This window comes from Kitasatospora sp. NPDC098652 (genome assembly GCF_044760155.1).
Classification (GTDB): Bacteria; Actinomycetota; Actinomycetes; order Streptomycetales; family Streptomycetaceae; genus Kitasatospora.
Genome location: NZ_JBIWAQ010000005.1, coordinates 443125 through 459232, shown reverse-complemented (window position 1 = coordinate 459232; position 16108 = coordinate 443125). Strand labels below are relative to the sequence as shown.

Genomic DNA, 16108 nt, shown 5'->3' with positions numbered 1-16108 from the left:
GCCCCCAACGGGGCCGGCCCTCCGCCACTGGTGTTCGTCGCGCCGTCCGAACGCCCGGGATCAGCGCTCGGAGCCGACCGGGGCGTTGAGCCGGTCGTTGTTGTGCCGGACGCCCTCGGTGATGGCCACGGTCCGGGCCAGGTCGGTGATCTTCTTCTCCAGCGAGCGGAAGCGCAGGTAGGTGTTGAGGGTCAGGAAGCCCATGGCGATGACCATCAGGTAGAGCACCAGGTCGGTGCCGCGGCCGACGCCCAGGGCGGTGGCCAGCTTGGTCACGCCGGTCGGCCACAGGATCGCGACCACGTTGACGATCACGAAGAGCGTGAAGGCGATGCGCTTCCACGCCCGGGTGTTCGCCTTGTCCCAACGCCAGACGAAGACGAGCGCCATGGCCACCGCGGCCACGACCAGGATGAGCTGGATCCAGAGGTGGTTCATCGGCCGTTACGCTCCCGCAGCGAGATGTCAAAGAGGATGTTCACGCCGTTGATCAGGGACTGGCCCTTGGCGCGCGAGTAGTCGGTGTACAGGATGTCCACCGGAACCTCGGCGACCCGCAGGTCCGAGCCGGCGAGGAAGGAGACGATCTCCGACGCGTGCGCCATGCCGTTCATGGTGATCTTGATCCGGCTGGCGGCCTCGCGGTTCATCACCCGCAGCCCGTTGTGGGCGTCCGTGAGCTTGAGCTTGCGGGCGGTCGGGCTGACCGCGGCGGCGGTGCGGAGCACCACCCGCTTGATCCACGGCACCTGGCCGGTCTGCTCGATGAAGCGGGAGCCGAGGACGATGTCGGCCTCGCCCTCGCGCAGCAGCGCCACCATCTTCTCGACGTCGCCGGTCTGGTGCTGGCCGTCCGCGTCGAAGGTCGCGAAGTACTCGGCGCCCTCCTGGGCGAGCGCGTACTTGAGACCGGTCTGGAGCGCGGCGCCCTGCCCCAGGTTGACCGGGTGCCGCACCAGGTGGGCGCCGGTCGTCATGACGTGCTCGGCCGTGTCGTCGGTGCAGCCGTCGTCGATCACCACGATGTTCGGGAAGGTCTTGCGTGCCCCCTCCACGACGTCGGCGATCACCTGGCCTTCGTTGTAGGCCGGGATCACCAGCCAGACGTTGTCATACTCGGACACAGGTGCTCCATGCTTGGCGAACGGCACGGCGGCCCGTGCCTCGGGTCTGTCTATCGGTGCTGGTCATGGTGTCTGGGCCCACCTCAGGAGGTCCGCAGCGGCTCTGCCGCGGACCGGTCTGCCGACACGGCGGCGGGGCGGGAGGGGAAGGCGCGGTACAGCGACCACAACATCAGAACGGCACTGACCAGTGAGCCCGCCAGGTACGCGAGCTCCGCCCGGAGACCCACGTCGCCCGGTGCGAGCGCGACAGCCACCAATGCTACGGAACCGGCGGTCCAGCCCACCAGCTGACGACGGTGCTGGGCGCTCGACATCAGCGCCTGGCCGAAGACCGTCGCGAGCACGTAGCAGAGCGTTCCGAACACCAGCCAGACGAAGTCCAGCGGGCCGAGCACGTCCTTGGCGTTGAACAGCAGCGGGTTGAGCTTCGAGCCGAGCACGATCACCGGCAGGCCACCGCCGATGCACATCGCGGCGACGATCGCGGTGGTGCGGGTCAGCACCTTGCGGAACTCGGCGTGGTCGCCGGCCGCGGCGGCGCCGGAGAGCGCGGAGACCATCGAGGCCTGCAGGGCGCTGTAGGCGAACAGCGGCGCCCGGGCCATCACCACGGCCTGGCCGATCGCGAAGACCAGTGCGTCGGAGGCCTCGGAGTGCTTCGGCGAGAGCAGGCGCACGCAGACCACGGTCGCGTTGACCACCAGCTGGCTGAGCATCACCGAGGCGATCAGCAGGCCGAGGCCGCTGGTCAGCTGCTTCCAGGGCACCTCCGGGCCGGGGGTGCGGTCCGCGAGGGTGCCCCGCAGGCCGATCAGCGAGGCGGCCAGCGGGGAGACGAAGAGGATCAGGCCGAAGGCGAGCGCCGAGTGCAGGCCGACCGCCGCGGCCACGGCGGCCAGGCCGATCCGCAGTCCGCCGTCGACCGCCAGCTGGGTGCCGTACGGGCCGAACAGCCCGAGGCCGGCCAGGGCGCCGCGGGCCACCGAGCTCACCGCGAGACCGGCCAGGCCACCGGCCAGGGCGACCACCAGTGCCTTGTCGCCGCTGAACAGCAGGTCGGCGACCGGGCCGGCGGCCGCGGCCAGCAGCGCGCACACCGCGGCCAGCAGCGCCATCGCGAGCAGCAGCATCCGGCGCACCGCGGGCAACGCCCCGTGCCCGGCCACCTTGCGGGCGGCCACCAGCCGGGTCAGTTCGAGTTCGACCGGCTGGAAGAGTCCCCAGCCCACGGACATCACGATGGTCCAGAGCATGGTGACATTGGCCTTGCCCACGGCGCTCAGGCTGTAGCCCACGAGCGCCATGTAGACGTACGCCGACGCTCCCAGCACGACCGTGCCACCGACCACGAGCCGCGCCCCCGGGGGAAGCGCCCCAAGCAGCTTGGCGATCGGGTTCTTCATCACATGACCACCGAATTCACCGGCCGGCCGTGCCGCACACCTCCGCACGAGGCCGGCCAAGCCGTGCGATTGCTGTGAATAGTAGCGGGTGGCCGTGACTGCTCGGTGCGCACGGGCGTTCCCTCGGACGTCATCTCAGACGGTCCCGGGGAATGTACGCCCCCACGGCTGGGTCCAGAGGATCCCCTGATCGCTCACGACGTCGACCATCACGCCGTTCTTGGCGAGGTCCCGCTTGATCCGCTCCCCGACCGTTCGGTCGGCGGTCAGGATGGTCGGCGTCGGGTGCGGGGCGGGGAGCTTCTCGATGGCGCCCTTCAACCGGCCGAGGGAGCGCTGGTAGTCCTCCTCCTTCACCTGCGGACCGCCGATGCCCACCCAGTGGATGTCGTACAGCGCCTTCATGTCACCGCCGCGCCGGTTCATCAGCGAGGCGAGCCAGGTGGCCTTGAGGTTCTTGACGTCGTCGTTGGAGACCAGCGCGATCACCGGCTTGTCGCCGCGCAGGACCCTCAGCCCGTCCATGCCCTTGGGGCCCATGTCGGTCTCGGCCTCGCCGCGGCTCCAGACCACCAGCGGGTTGTTGGACCACGCGGACGGGGCCTCCTTGGTGGCCAGGAAGCCCCACTGCACGTTGGCGAAGAGGCTCAGCGCGGCGGCGACGGTCAGCCCGGAGAGCGCCAGCTCGCCCAGGCGCCGGCTCAGCGCGTTGCCGGTGCCCCGGTGCGGCGTCTGGAGGACCGCCCCGACCGCGCCGATCGACAGCAGGGCGACCACGACGCCCACGGCCGTCATCTTGTGGAAGTAGTACGAGTACTTGTCGATGGTCTGCAGCTGGTAGACGGCGAAGGCGCTGAGCAGGCCGCCCGTGCCGAGCAGCACCGCCAGGTGCGCCTGGCCGGTGGCGGTGCGGCGGTTGCGCGGCATGGCCGCCGCCAGCAGCCCGAGCAGCCCGCCGCCGATGAGGATCGAGCGGTCGGCGCTGACGCTCGGGCCGCTCATGTTCGAGGCGCTGGCGACGTCCAGGTCGCCCATCACCGAGAGGACGCTCGGCAGCGCGGCCACGCCCAGCGCGCACGCCAGCGCGCCGAGGACCCACCACCAGCGCCCGGCGAACCTGCGCCGGTGCACCACCAGCGCGCCCAGCAGCGGCACGGCGACGAACGCGCCGTAGATGTTGTACGTGTAGGTGACGGAGATCAGCCCGGCGGAGGCGACCAGCACGAACTCGGTGCGGCCCATCGCCGGCCGGATCAGCACCGCGAGCGCGAGCGCGATCAGCAGCAGGCCGATGAAGGTCGAGTCGAAGCCGTGGACCAGCAGGTCCAGGTAGTTGGTGGCGAACATGATCGCGCCGACGGTCGCGCAGACCGCCGCCGCCCGCCAGCCGCGCAGCCGCGGGCCGCCGATCCAGCGGGCCGCCCAGACCAGCGCGGTGCAGAACAGCGCGTACGCCACCAGCAGGCACAGGAAGTACCGGTTCATGGTGTGGACCATGTCGCCGGGGTCGGCGGCGGAGTGGACCAGCCCGTCGATCCAGGCCAGCAGGAAGTGCGAGCCCTGCGGGTAGGTCACCTCGGACGGCGGGATCAGGTAGGACCTGGCGGCATCCTGGTGGAGGAAGGCGAAGCCCCCGACACCCTGGATGCTGGAGAAGAAGGAGAAGTGCGAGAGCCGGTCCTCCGCCGTGGCGAAGAAGGCGACCCGCTCCGCGGCCGACGCGCCGGCGACCGGGTGGAACAGGTAGTGCCACATCCCGGCGAAGGTGCCCACCACCAGCAGGTCCGACCAGCGGAAGCGCAGCGGCAGCCGGGGGGCGCGCCTGGCGGCCCAGGCGGCCGTGGTCAGCACGCTGAACAGCACACCGGTGGTGGCCGTCGGCGACAGGCCCCAGGGCCAGAGCGAGAAGGCCAGGCCGAAGGTCAGCACCGAGCCGGCCAGGATCAGCCCGGCGACGAACAGCCGGTCGAGCAGCACACCGCCGACCCGGATCACGGCGGCGACCGCGAGCAGCAGCAGCGGCAGCAGCACGACGCCCAGGTGCAGCGCGACCAGGCCGGCCGGCACCAGCCAGGACAGGGCGAGCCCGCCTGCCAGGACGAGCGGGTTGCGCCGCGGCCGTCTGCCGTCGGCGGGCGAGGACGGCGGTCCCGGCGGCACGGTTCTGTGCCCGGTCTCGCTGTCGGGTGAGCTCTGTATGGTCGACACGGTGCCGTGCCCTTCCGGTCATGTCCCTGCCGCCCGTCTCCCCCCTACCGGGTCCGGACTTCCGCCACCGTCTGCGGGCAGGCTGCAGTCGCCCAGCATAGCGAGGGCCACATTGGTCCAGACCTCCCAGGGGCCCTGTCGGCCGCCTGCGAACCAGCGGGTGCGCACACGGCCCGTCGGCCCCGGACCGCCGGAGGATCGGCGGTGGAGCGGATCCGCTGGTCAGGCCCCGGAGCGGTCCGACTGCCCGCCGCGGAAGACCCAGACCTTCAACAGGACGAACCGGGCGACCGTGGCCAGCCCGTTGGCGACGACCAGCCCGCCGACCTCCACCGGCCGGGAGGCGTCCGGCACCACCCCGTGGAGCAGGGCGAGCACCCCGGAGCTGAGGCCGAGCCCGATCAGGAAGGCGACCGCGCCCTGCAGCTGGTGGCGGACCATCCCCCGCGAGCCGACCACCCCGAAGGTGAAGCGCCGGTTGGCCGCGGTGTTGGCCACCGCGCTGACCGCCAGGGCGATCAGGTTGGCCGCCTGCGGGTCGGCGAACGACCGCGCGAGGACGAACAGCCCCAGGTAGAAGACGGTGCTGAGGACGCCGATGACCAGGAAGGACGGCAGCTGGCGGCGGGCCCCGGGGGTGGGCCCGGCGGGCTCCTCGGTCGGCGTCACCGGCCCCGGCCCCGCTCGTCGCCCGAGCCGCGCGCCTCGCGTGAGTCGCGTGAGTCGCGTGAGCCGCGCGCCTCGTTCGCCTCGTGCGCCTCGCGTGCCTCGCGCTCGGCGTCCTCGGCCGAGTCGTAGCCGATGAAGTAGGTCGGGCGGTTCTGCACCGCCGAGTAGATCCGGCCCACGTACTCCCCCAGCAGCCCGACGCAGATCAGCTGCACCCCGCCGAGGAAGAGCATCCCGATGAACAGCGAGGACCAGCCGGGCACCGTCGAGCCGAGCGCGTACGCGACGGTGGCGTGGATCCCCAGCGCGATGCAGACCACGAAGCTGACCAGGCCGAGGTAGGTGGCCAGCCGCAGCGGGGCGGCGGAGAAGTTGGTGATGCTGTCCAGCGCGAGCCGCACCATCTTGGACAGCGGGTAGTGGGTGCCGCCGGCCACCCGCTCCTCGCGGACGTAGACGACCTCGCCGCTGGGGAAGCCGAGCCACGGCACCAGCAGCCGGTAGACCGGCTGGTGCTCGGGCAGGTGCTTGAGGGCGTCCACGGCGGCCCGGCTGAGCAGCCGGAAGTCGCCGGCCTGGTTGGGCATCCGCTTGCCGACCAGCCGGCGCATCAGCCAGTAGTACGCGCCCGCGCTGCGGCGCTTGAAGGCGGTGTCGGTGCCGCGGTCCCCGCGCACGCCGTAGACCACGTCGAGGCCCTGCTCGCGGGCCAGCTCGAGCATCTCCGGGATCTTCTCCGGCGGGTCCTGGAGGTCCGCGTCGATGCTGACCACGTAGTCGCCGAGCGCCCGGTGGATGCCCGCGGTGAGCGCGGCCTGGTGCCCGGAGTTGCGGGCGAAGCGGACGATGCGGAACTCCGGCCAGTCCTGCCGGATCTTCTGCATCAGCACGGGGGTGGCGTCCCGGCTGCCGTCGTCCACGCCGACGACCTCGTAGTCGACCCCCAGCCCGTCCAGGATCGGACGCAGTCGCTCGACGGTGAGCGGGAGCGCCTCCTGCTCGTTGTAGATCGGCATCACGACCGACAACAGCGGTGCCGTAGACATGCGTTGGATCCCACTTTCCGCGACGGCGGGGCTGGATGGTGAGCCGACCATAACAGTCGGCCATGAGCTGCCCGTGAGAGGAAGTGCGCCCAGGTGAGCGCCGGGTCAGACGCCGAAGGGCCCCACGCACCGTGCGGTGCGTGGGGCCCTTCGGACGAGCCTGACGGGGCAGGCAGGTCAGAGCCTCGATTACTTGAGGATCTTGGTGACCTGGCCGGCGCCGACGGTGCGGCCACCCTCACGGATGGCGAACTTGAGGCCCTCCTCCATGGCGATCGGCTGGATCAGCGCGACGGTCATGGCGGTGTTGTCGCCCGGCATGACCATCTCGGTGCCCTCGGGGAGGGTCACGACGCCGGTCACGTCCGTGGTACGGAAGTAGAACTGCGGGCGGTAGTTGTTGAAGAACGGGGTGTGACGGCCACCCTCGTCCTTCGACAGGATGTAGGACTGGGCCTCGAAGTCGGTGTGCGGGGTGACCGAACCCGGCTTGATGATGACCTGGCCGCGCTCGACGTCCTCGCGCTTGATGCCACGGAGCAGCAGACCGACGTTCTCACCGGCCTGGCCCTCGTCGAGCAGCTTGCGGAACATCTCGATGCCGGTGACCGTGGTGGTGGTCTTCTCGGTCTTGATGCCGATGATGTCGACGGTCTCGTTGACCTTGAGGATGCCGCGCTCGATGCGACCGGTGACGACGGTGCCACGACCGGTGATCGTGAAGACGTCCTCGATCGGCATCAGGAACGGCTGGTCCACGGCGCGGGCCGGGGTGGGGATGTTCTCGTCGACGGCCTTCATCAGGCCGAGGAGCTTCTCGCCCCACTCGGCGTCGCCCTCGAGGGCCTTGAGCGCGGAGACGCGGACGACCGGCAGGTCGTCGCCCGGGAACTCGTACTCGGAGAGCAGCTCGCGGACCTCGAGCTCGACGAGCTCCAGGATCTCCTCGTCGTCCACCATGTCGGCCTTGTTCAGGGCGACGACGATGTACGGAACGCCGACCTGGCGGGCCAGGAGGACGTGCTCCTTGGTCTGCGGCATCGGGCCGTCGGTGGCGGCGACCACCAGGATGGCGCCGTCCATCTGGGCGGCACCGGTGATCATGTTCTTGATGTAGTCAGCGTGACCCGGGCAGTCGACGTGCGCGTAGTGCCGGTCCTCGGTCTGGTACTCGACGTGCGCGATCGAGATGGTGATACCGCGCTGACGCTCCTCCGGGGCCTTGTCGATCTGGTCGAACGGCGTGAAGGGGTTCAGGTCCGGGTACGCGTCGTGCAGCACCTTGGTGATGGCCGCGGTCAGCGTGGTCTTGCCGTGGTCGATGTGACCGATGGTGCCGATGTTGACGTGGGGCTTCGTCCGCTCGAACTTCGCCTTGGCCACTGAGTCCTCCTGAGGACAGTTCCTGTACGCCGTGCTGACGTCAGTTGGTCTTTGATTCGGGCCCGGCCCGGGTGCCCTGGGCACCTCGCGCCGCCCCGTGGGTGTGGGGGGCCGGAGGTCCCGGGAGGATCCGGACGGATCCTCCCGGGTCGCCTCCTAACAGCCTAAGGGGTGTGAATCATCCCGAAAATCGGGAGGTCACTCGCCCTTGGACTTGGCGATGATCTCCTCAGCCACGGCCTTGGGGACCTCGGCGTACGAGTCGAACTGCATCGAGTAGCTCGCGCGACCAGAGGTCTTGCTGCGCAGGTCACCGACGTAGCCGAACATCTCGGAGAGGGGCACCAGCGCCGTGACGACGCGGGCACCGTGACGCTCGTCCATGGACCGGATCTGGCCACGGCGAGAGTTGATGTCGCCGATCACGTCGCCCATGTAGTCCTCGGGCGTGGTGACCTCGACGGCCATCATCGGCTCAAGAAGGACCGGCTTGGCCTTCTTGGCGCCTTCCTTGAAGGCCATCGAACCGGCGATCTTGAACGCGAGCTCGGAGGAGTCGACGTCGTGCGCCGCACCGTCCAGCAGCTTCACGCGGACACCCTGGAGCGGGTAGCCGGCGAGCACACCGAACTCCATGGCCTCCTGGCAACCGGCGTCGACCGACGGGATGTACTCGCGCGGAACGCGACCACCGGTGACCAGGTTGACGAACTCGTAGCCCTCGGCCTGCTCGAGCGGCTCGATCGCGATCTGCACCTTGGCGAACTGACCGGAACCACCGGTCTGCTTCTTGTGGGTGTAGTCGATGCGCTCGACGGCCTGACGGATCGTCTCGCGGTACGCGACCTGCGGCTTGCCGACGTTGGCCTCGACCTTGAACTCACGGCGCATACGGTCGACGAGCACCTCGAGGTGCAGCTCGCCCATACCCGCGATGATGGTCTGGCCGGTCTCCTCGTCCGTGTTGACCTGGAAGGACGGGTCCTCCTCGGCGAGACGCTGGATGGCGACACCCAGCTTCTCCTGGTCACCCTTGGACTTGGGCTCGATGGCGACGCGGATGACCGGGGCCGGGAAGTCCATGGACTCCAGGATGACCGGGTTCTTCTCGTCGGCCAGCGTCTCACCGGTGGTGGTCTGCTTGAGGCCCATGACGGCGACGATGTCGCCGGCGCCCACCGACTCGATCTCCTCACGCTTGTTCGCGTGCATGCGGTAGATCTTGCCGATGCGCTCCTTCTTGCCCTTGACGGCGTTCAGCACCGAGGTACCGGACTCCAGGCGACCGGAGTAGATCCGGACGAAGGTGAGCTTGCCGAGGTGCGGGTCGGACATGATCTTGAACGCAAGGGCGGCGAGGGGCTCCTCGTCCGAGGCCTTGCGGGAGATCTTGGTGTCCGGGTCGTTCGGCTTGGTGCCCTCGATGGACTCGATGTCCAGCGGCGACGGCAGGTACTTGACGACCGCGTCGAGCAGGGGCTGAACGCCCTTGTTCTTGAAGGCGGTACCGCAGAAGATCGGGGTGAAGTCCGAGTTCAGGGTGCCCTTGCGGATCGCGTCCTGCAGCAGCTCGACCGGGATCTCCTCGCCCTCCAGGGCGAGCTCCATGACCGCGTCGCTGAAGTTCGACACGGTGTCGATCAGCTGCTCGCGGTACTCGTCGGCCTGCTCCTGCAGCTCGGCCGGGATGTCGACGATGTCGTACATCTCGCCCTTGGCGGCCTCGGCCGACCAGACCAGCGCCTTCATGCGGACCAGGTCGACGACGCCCTGGAAGTCCGCCTCGGCACCGATCGGCAGCTGCATCACCAGCGGGGTGGCGCCGAGGCGCTCCACGATGGTGTCGACGCAGAAGAAGAAGTTCGCGCCCGTGCGGTCCAGCTTGTTGACGAAGCAGATGCGCGGAACGCCGTAGCGGTCAGCCTGCCGCCACACGGTCTCGGACTGGGGCTCGACACCGGCGACACCGTCGAACACCGTGACGGCACCGTCGAGGACGCGCAGCGAACGCTCCACCTCGACGGTGAAGTCGACGTGACCCGGGGTGTCGATGATGTTGATGGTGTGGTCGGCATCGTCGACGGTCCAGTGACAGGTCGTCGCGGCCGACGTGATCGTGATGCCGCGCTCCTGCTCCTGCTCCATCCAGTCCATGGTGGCAGCGCCATCGTGGACCTCACCGATCTTGTACGACACGCCGGTGTAGAACAGGATCCGCTCGGTGGTGGTGGTCTTGCCCGCGTCGATGTGCGCCATGATCCCGATGTTGCGGACCTTGGCGAGGTCAAGGGAGGTTGCAGCCATGGTGGCTCGTTCTCTCTCTGTCTAGTGACGGGGTACGGACTACCAGCGGTAGTGCGCGAAGGCCTTGTTGGACTCGGCCATCTTGTGGGTGTCCTCGCGACGCTTCACGGAAGCGCCCAGGCCGTTGCTGGCGTCGAGGATCTCGTTCATCAGGCGCTCGGTCATGGTCTTCTCGCGACGGGCGCGGGAGTAACCGACCATCCAGCGCAGCGCCAGGGTGCTGGCGCGGCCCGGACGGACCTCGACCGGAACCTGGTAGGTCGCGCCACCGACACGGCGGGACTTGACCTCGAGGGCCGGCTTGACGTTCTCCAGCGCACGCTTGAGCGTGACGACCGGGTCCGAGCCGGTCTTCTCACGGACGCCCTCGAGGGCGCCGTAGACGATCCGCTCGGCGGTGGAGCGCTTGCCGTGCAGCAGGATCTTGTTGACCAGCTGGGTGACGACAGGGGAGCCGTAGACCGGGTCGATGATGACCGGGCGCTTCGGGGCGGGGCCCTTACGAGGCATTCTTACTTCTCCTTCTTGGCGCCGTAGCGGCTGCGGGCCTGCTTGCGGTTCTTGACACCCTGGGTGTCGAGCGAACCGCGGATGATCTTGTAGCGGACACCAGGAAGGTCCTTCACACGACCACCGCGCACCAGCACGATGGAGTGCTCCTGCAGGTTGTGGCCCTCGCCCGGGATGTAAGCGGTGACCTCGATCCCGCTGGTGAGGCGCACACGGGCGACCTTGCGGAGAGCCGAGTTCGGCTTCTTCGGGGTGGTCGTGTACACACGCGTGCAGACCCCACGACGCTGCGGGGAGCCCTTCAGCGCGGGAGTCTTGTTCTTCTCGACCTTGTCCTGCCGGCCCTTTCGGACCAGCTGCTGGATCGTAGGCACCGTTTCTCCGTTTTCTGTGTGCCAAGGCTTGGTGGAACTAACCTGCGGTGTCTCCCTCGCACACGGCCCCGTGGTCGACCCACGCGGTCGGGTGTGTTGGGCTATTCCGACACGGAATCCCATGAGCTGATGTACAGCGACGGCGCTCTACGCGCGGCGCGCTTTGAGGCGCTCCGGCTCGGCGCGGCGACCGGTGTGCATGCACGCACAAGGACCCGGGGACACCCCAGGCACAAGGTCAGAGCGTACCTAGCGCATGGGGCTCGGTCAAAACAAATGCAACGCCGCAGGTCGCGGCCTTCGGCCCGGTGTCGCCCCGGTGTCCCGTACGCGACCGGCCGGTGTCGGGCCGCCCTCCATCCGCTCTACCACAGTCGGCGGGCACCCGCCAACGGGGCGTCCGGGGCCGTCAGAGGATGCCCAGCATGATCACCAGCAGCCAGAAGGCGCCGCCCAGGTAGCCGAGCACCAGCCCGAGCACCGCCGCCCAGTCCCCGTCCATGTTGCGCTCGCGGATCTGCCGGCGGGCGAGGTGGCCGGTGACCAGCGCGGGCACCACCGGCAGCGCCAGGAAGCCGGTCAGGCCGCACACCAGCGAGATCACCGCCAGCGCGCTGGTGGGCCGGGCCTGCGGCACCGGCGGCGGCAGCAGGAAGGCCGCCGGGACGGGCTGCGCGGCCTGCAACGGCGCCGCCATCGGCCCGGACGGCAGGTCGGCCACCAGCGCGGCCAGCTCGCCGTAGGTCACCGCCCGGGCGGCCGCCTCGTGGCGCTGCCCGTACTCCTCGGCGGACAGCCGGCCCTCCGCGAACCCGGCCTTCAACACGTCCACCGTCCGGTCCCGGTCGGCGTGGCCGGCCCGCATCGCCGACTGCTGGGTCGGCGCGGCCTGCCAGCCGGCCGCCCGCCGGCCGTACCGGTCGGCGGGGCGGGACTCGCCCCACGGTTGAACGGACATCCGCCACCTCCCGGGCGCCGCGGCACCCCCGCGCGCTCACTGGTCCTCATAGTGCAGGACGAACCGGGGAACTGAGTAGTTGCCGAATCCGACCGGCAGCTCCCGGAGACCGCCGCCGAGCGGCGCGCCTCACCCGTTCGGCGGACAGGCTCAGGGGATGCTCAAAGCAGGCGACAGCCCGTCGGGCCGGTGCCAGGCTGGGCTCCGGAGCGCCGCACCACCGCACGTCCACCCCCACGACCAGAGACAGAAGGCCGCCATGCAGGCGTCAGAACCGTCGCCCTCCGAACCGACCACCGCCGACCGGCCCGGACCGGGCACCCCGTCCGCCGTCAGCGTCCAGGGGCTGTGGAAGCACTTCGGCACCCAGGCCGCCGTCGCCGGGCTCAGCCTGGAACTCCCCGCCGGGTCGTTCATCGGCCTGGTCGGGCCGAACGGCGCCGGCAAGACCACCACGCTGTCCATGGTCACCGGCCTGCTCCGGCCCGACCAGGGCACCGTGCTGGTGCACGGCACCGACGTCTGGGCCGACCCGGTCTCGGTCAAGGCCCGGATCGGCATCCTGCCCGAGGGCCTGCGGATGTTCGAGCGGCTCAGCGGGCGCGAACTGCTCCAGTACACCGGCCGGCTGCGCGGCCTGCCCGGCGCCGAGGTGGACCGCCGCGCCGAGGAGCTGCTGGCCGTCCTGGACCTCGGCCGGGACGCCGACAAGCTGGTCGCCGACTACTCCACCGGCATGCGCAAGAAGATCGGGCTGGCCGCCGCGCTGCTGCACAACCCCGACGTGCTGTTCCTGGACGAGCCCTTCGAGGGCGTCGACCCGGTCTCCGCCCAGACCATCCGCGGCGTGCTCAAGCGGTACGCGGCGGCCGGCTCCACCGTGGTCTTCTCCAGCCACGTGATGGAGCTGGTCGAGCAGCTCTGCGACTGGGTCGCCGTGGTCAACGCGGGCCGGGTGATCGCCCAGGGCCCGCTGGACTCCGTCCGCGGCGGACGCAGCCTGCACGCGGCCTTCCTGGAGCTGATCGGCGTCCGCGAGGACGACGGCCAGGCCCTCGGCTGGCTCGGTGGCGGCCGCACCGAGGACGCCCGGTGAGCGCCGTCACCGCGCCCGTCACCGCCGTGCCGGACGACCGGACGGTGGTCCGCGGCCTGGTCGCGCTCAAGCTGCGGCTGCTGCGCAACGGGCTGCGCCGCAGCCGGGGCCGGGCGGCCGTGTACGTCGTCGGCGGCGTCCTCGGCCTGGCCTTCGCGGGCCTGATCGCCTTCGGCATGGCGATGCTCAACGGGCGCTACGAGGGCTCCGGCAACACCGGGGTGATGCTGGTCGGGGTGCTCACCCTGGGCTGGGCCGCGCTGCCGCTGTTCCTGTTCTCCAGCGACGAGAGCGCCGACCCGACCCGGCTCACCATGCTGCCGCTGCGGCCCGGCCCGCTGCTGCGCGGCTCGCTGCTGGCCTCGCTGCTCGGGCCCGGCCCGCTGATCAGCCTGGTGCTGGTGACCGGCGCGGTGCTGTCCGGCGCCACCGGCGGCGCCTCGGCCGCCACCGCGGTGGTCGCCGTGCCGCTCGCCCTGCTCTGCCTGGTCACGCTGTCCCGGGCGGTCGCGGCCGGGAACGCCCGGATGCTCTCCAGCCGGCGCGGCAAGGACTTCGCGATCTTCGGCGGACTGGCCTTCGCCCTGCTCGTCCAGGGCGCCAACGTCGGCTCGCAGAGCATCTTCGGCCGGCAGCACGACCGGGACATCGACCTCAGCCCGCTCAGGCCGATCGCCGCGGTGCTGCGCTGGATCCCGCCGGTCAGCGCCGCGGACGCCCCCCGCAGCGTCGGCGCGGGCGAGTACGGGGCGGCGCTGCTCCAGCTCGCCGCGGCCGGCGCGCTGCTCCTCCTGCTGCTGCGCTGGTGGCGGAACAGCCTCCAGGAGCTGATGGTCACCGCCGACTCCTCCACCCTGGAGGTGGCCCGCGGGGTGCAGAGCGCCCGGGGCTGGCGCTTCCTGCCCGAGGGCCGCACCGGCGCGGTGATGCAGCGCCACCTGCGGTACGCATGGCGCGAGCCGCGGGCCAAGGCCGCGCTGTTCACCAGCGTCGGGATGACGCTGGTGATCTGCCTGCTGTCGGTGGTGCAGGGCTGGTCGAGCGTCTACCTGCTGGCGATGACCGGGACCTTCCTCGGGCTCCAGATGCTCAACCTGTTCGGCATGGACGGCTCGGCGTTCTGGATGGTCGCCGCCACGCTGCGCACCCCGGCCGACGCCCGGGACGAACTGCGCGGCCGGGCGTACGCGGTGCTGTCGTACGCCGTGCCGGTCACCGTGGTGCTCGGGCTGGTGCTGGCCGCCGTCACCGGCGAGTGGGGCGAACTGCCGTCCGCCCTCGGCCTCGCGCTGGCGGTGCTCGGCGGCGGCATCGCGCTCGGCTCGGTGTTCAGCGTGCTCGCGCCGTACACCATGCCGGCCGACAGCAACCCGATGCGCAACGCCGCCCCCGGGCAGGGCGGGCTGATCCTGCTCAACCAGTTCGGCTCGATGCTCGGTGTCACGGTGCTCTCCCTGCCGGTCGGCGGCTACCTCCTCTGGGCGCTGCTCTCGGACGGGCCGAGCTGGCCGCTGCTGCTGCTCGGCCCGGCCTACGGCGCCCTGGTCGCCACCCTGGGCATCCGGCTGGCGGCCCCCCGGCTGCTGGAGCGTGTGCCGGAGATCATGGCCAAGGCCATCGAGCGGTAGCCCGGTCGGCTCGGCCGCTCCGGCATCATGGGCCGGAGGGGCCGGGCCGTCGAGGAGAGCAGGGACACACCGTGGGCAAGCGCGCGCAGCAGGGCGACGGGAACGCCGGGCCGCTGCTGGAGCAGGCGGTGCGCTCGGTGCTCACCGTCCCCGACGAGGGGCTGGACCTCGCCCTGGACACCGGGGCCTCGCTGCTGGCCGCCTCGGCCGGGCAGTGGCCGGCGGTCAGCCGGGCGGTGCTCGGGTACGCGGACTCCGCGGTGGGCCGCTGCTGGTCCGCGGGCTGGCGCCCGGCGGACCTGGTGCGGGTGGTGCGGCGCGGGCTCAAGCCCGTCCACCTGGCGCTCGCGGTGGACCTGATCGCCGCGGAGGCCCGCCGCCACCCCGCCGCCGCCCTGGACCGGCGCTGGCAGGAGCAGCTGCGCGAGCTGGAGGCCGAGGTCTGGTGGCCCGCCGACGAGCAGTACCTCGGCGCCTTCGCCCACCGCCACCGGCTGGACCGCTTCGCGCTCGCCACCGCCCTGCTGGAGCTGCTGCGTAGCTGGGGCCGGCTGCCCCCGATCGCCCCGGTCGGCCCCGCCCCCGGGCAGCCGGGGCAGGCCGGGCCGGCCCGACGCCCTGCCGGGCCGGTGGCCGGCGAGCCGCGGATGCTGGCCCGGATCCGGGCCCTGCTGGCCAAGGCCGAGTCCACCGAGTTCCCGGAGGAGGCCGAGGCGCTGACCGCCAAGGCCCAGCAGCTGATGGCCCAGCACAGCATCGACGACGCGCTGCTGGCCGCCGCCGGGGCCGACCGGAACACCCCGGCGGCGCTGCGGATCGGCGTGGACAACCCGTACGAGGGACCCAAGACGATGCTGCTGGACGCGGTCGCGGCGGCCAACCGGTGCCGGGTGGTGTGGGCCAAGGAGTTCGGCTTCTGCACCGTGATCGGCTTCGACGGGGACCTGGACGGCGTCGAACTGCTCTACACCTCCCTGCTGGTGCAGGCCACCCACGCGCTCAACAAGGCCGGGTCCGGCAAGGACTCGCGCAGCAAGGCGTTCCGGCAGTCCTTCCTGGTCGCGTACGCGGCCCGGATCCGCGAGCGGCTGACCGCCGCCACCGAGCGGGCCACCGACGCCGCCGCGGCCGGCCGCCACCTGCGCGAGGACGGCACCGAGGAGCAGCTGCTGCCCGACGAGCGGCTGCTGCCCGCGCTGGCCGCCCGCTCGGCGGCGGTGGACGAGGAGGTCGGCCGGCTGTTCCCGAAGCTGGTCTCCCAGCGGGTCCGGGTCAGCGACGGCGAGGGCTGGGCGGCCGGGCGGGCCGCGGCCGACCGGGCCGCCCTGCACGGGCGGGGCGAGATCCACACCTGACGGCCCGCCTGATAGAAACGACCCGCCACGAACGAAGGGGGATTCGA

Annotated in this window: 14 protein-coding genes; 3 read left to right on the top strand and 11 right to left on the bottom strand. The window is 71.0% G+C overall.

The window, feature by feature from the left end; genetic code table 11:
• Positions 1-60: 60 nt before the first annotated feature.
• The 11 genes from ACIQWA_RS15100 to ACIQWA_RS15050 form a co-directional block, all read right to left on the bottom strand.
• Positions 61-438 carry a DUF2304 domain-containing protein gene (locus ACIQWA_RS15100; protein ID WP_360226250.1) on the bottom strand — a complete coding sequence of 126 codons (378 nt, stop codon included), beginning with the start codon at positions 436-438 and terminating at the stop codon, positions 61-63.
• Positions 435-1124 (bottom strand): glycosyltransferase family 2 protein, encoded by a 690-nt coding sequence (locus ACIQWA_RS15095; RefSeq protein ID WP_360226247.1) that lies wholly within the window; start codon positions 1122-1124, stop codon positions 435-437. The genes ACIQWA_RS15100 and ACIQWA_RS15095 overlap by 4 nt, the downstream gene beginning before the upstream one ends.
• An 83-nt stretch (positions 1125-1207) precedes the next feature.
• Positions 1208-2530: a hypothetical protein gene (locus ACIQWA_RS15090; RefSeq protein ID WP_402482368.1), complete on the bottom strand. Its 1323-nt coding sequence runs from the start codon at positions 2528-2530 to the stop codon at positions 1208-1210.
• A gap of 135 nt (positions 2531-2665) precedes the next feature.
• Positions 2666-4738, bottom strand: coding sequence for a hypothetical protein (locus ACIQWA_RS15085; protein ID WP_402482366.1), 2073 nt, complete (start codon positions 4736-4738; stop codon positions 2666-2668).
• A gap of 222 nt (positions 4739-4960) precedes the next feature.
• Complete coding sequence (locus ACIQWA_RS15080; protein WP_402482364.1) at positions 4961-5407, bottom strand: GtrA family protein; 447 nt, start codon at positions 5405-5407, stop codon at positions 4961-4963.
• Positions 5404-6453 carry a glycosyltransferase family 2 protein gene (locus ACIQWA_RS15075; RefSeq protein WP_402482361.1) on the bottom strand — a complete coding sequence of 350 codons (1050 nt, stop codon included), beginning with the start codon at positions 6451-6453 and terminating at the stop codon, positions 5404-5406. Before ACIQWA_RS15075 ends, ACIQWA_RS15080 begins: the two co-directional genes overlap by 4 nt.
• A gap of 189 nt (positions 6454-6642) precedes the next feature.
• The gene (tuf, locus tag ACIQWA_RS15070; protein ID WP_360226232.1) at positions 6643-7836 is read right to left on the bottom strand and encodes an elongation factor Tu; all 1194 of its coding nucleotides are present in this window, start codon (positions 7834-7836) and stop codon (positions 6643-6645) included.
• 198 nt (positions 7837-8034) lie between these two features.
• Positions 8035-10140, bottom strand: coding sequence for an elongation factor G (fusA, locus tag ACIQWA_RS15065; protein WP_360226229.1), 2106 nt, complete (start codon positions 10138-10140; stop codon positions 8035-8037).
• 39 nt (positions 10141-10179) lie between these two features.
• Positions 10180-10650 carry a 30S ribosomal protein S7 gene (gene rpsG / locus ACIQWA_RS15060; protein ID WP_030055803.1) on the bottom strand — a complete coding sequence of 157 codons (471 nt, stop codon included), beginning with the start codon at positions 10648-10650 and terminating at the stop codon, positions 10180-10182.
• Between the two features lie 2 nt (positions 10651-10652).
• Positions 10653-11024 carry a 30S ribosomal protein S12 gene (gene rpsL / locus ACIQWA_RS15055; RefSeq protein WP_014144289.1) on the bottom strand — a complete coding sequence of 124 codons (372 nt, stop codon included), beginning with the start codon at positions 11022-11024 and terminating at the stop codon, positions 10653-10655.
• A gap of 409 nt (positions 11025-11433) precedes the next feature.
• On the bottom strand, positions 11434-11982 hold the full coding sequence (locus ACIQWA_RS15050) for a DUF1707 and DUF4190 domain-containing protein (RefSeq protein WP_402482357.1): 549 nt from the start codon (positions 11980-11982) through the stop codon (positions 11434-11436).
• A gap of 259 nt (positions 11983-12241) precedes the next feature.
• Here ACIQWA_RS15050 and ACIQWA_RS15045 point away from each other — a divergent pair, with 259 nt between their 5' ends.
• From ACIQWA_RS15045 to ACIQWA_RS15035, 3 genes are all read left to right on the top strand, one after another.
• A complete protein-coding gene (locus tag ACIQWA_RS15045; protein ID WP_402482354.1) occupies positions 12242-13078 on the top strand; it encodes an ABC transporter ATP-binding protein in 837 nt (278 codons plus the stop codon).
• Entirely contained in the window at positions 13075-14706 is a 1632-nt protein-coding gene (locus ACIQWA_RS15040) for a transporter (protein ID WP_402482352.1), read from the top strand. The genes ACIQWA_RS15045 and ACIQWA_RS15040 overlap by 4 nt, the downstream gene beginning before the upstream one ends.
• 71 nt (positions 14707-14777) lie before the next feature.
• A complete protein-coding gene (locus ACIQWA_RS15035) occupies positions 14778-16061 on the top strand; it encodes a DUF2786 domain-containing protein (RefSeq protein ID WP_402482351.1) in 1284 nt (427 codons plus the stop codon).
• Positions 16062-16108 lie beyond the last annotated feature (47 nt).

What these genes read in the sequence shown, in the direction of transcription:
- ACIQWA_RS15100 (WP_360226250.1), bottom strand. Translation starts at nt 438, where the DNA reads ATGAACCACCTCTGGATCCAGCTCATCCTGGTCGTGGCCGCGGTGGCC.
- ACIQWA_RS15090 (WP_402482368.1), bottom strand. Translation starts at nt 2,530, where the DNA reads ATGAAGAACCCGATCGCCAAGCTGCTTGGGGCGCTTCCCCCGGGGGCG.
- ACIQWA_RS15075 (WP_402482361.1), bottom strand. Translation starts at nt 6,453, where the DNA reads ATGTCTACGGCACCGCTGTTGTCGGTCGTGATGCCGATCTACAACGAG.
- fusA (WP_360226229.1), bottom strand. Translation starts at nt 10,140, where the DNA reads ATGGCTGCAACCTCCCTTGACCTCGCCAAGGTCCGCAACATCGGGATC.
- rpsG (WP_030055803.1), bottom strand. Translation starts at nt 10,650, where the DNA reads ATGCCTCGTAAGGGCCCCGCCCCGAAGCGCCCGGTCATCATCGACCCG.
- ACIQWA_RS15050 (WP_402482357.1), bottom strand. Translation starts at nt 11,982, where the DNA reads ATGTCCGTTCAACCGTGGGGCGAGTCCCGCCCCGCCGACCGGTACGGC.
- ACIQWA_RS15045 (WP_402482354.1), top strand. Translation starts at nt 12,242, where the DNA reads ATGCAGGCGTCAGAACCGTCGCCCTCCGAACCGACCACCGCCGACCGG.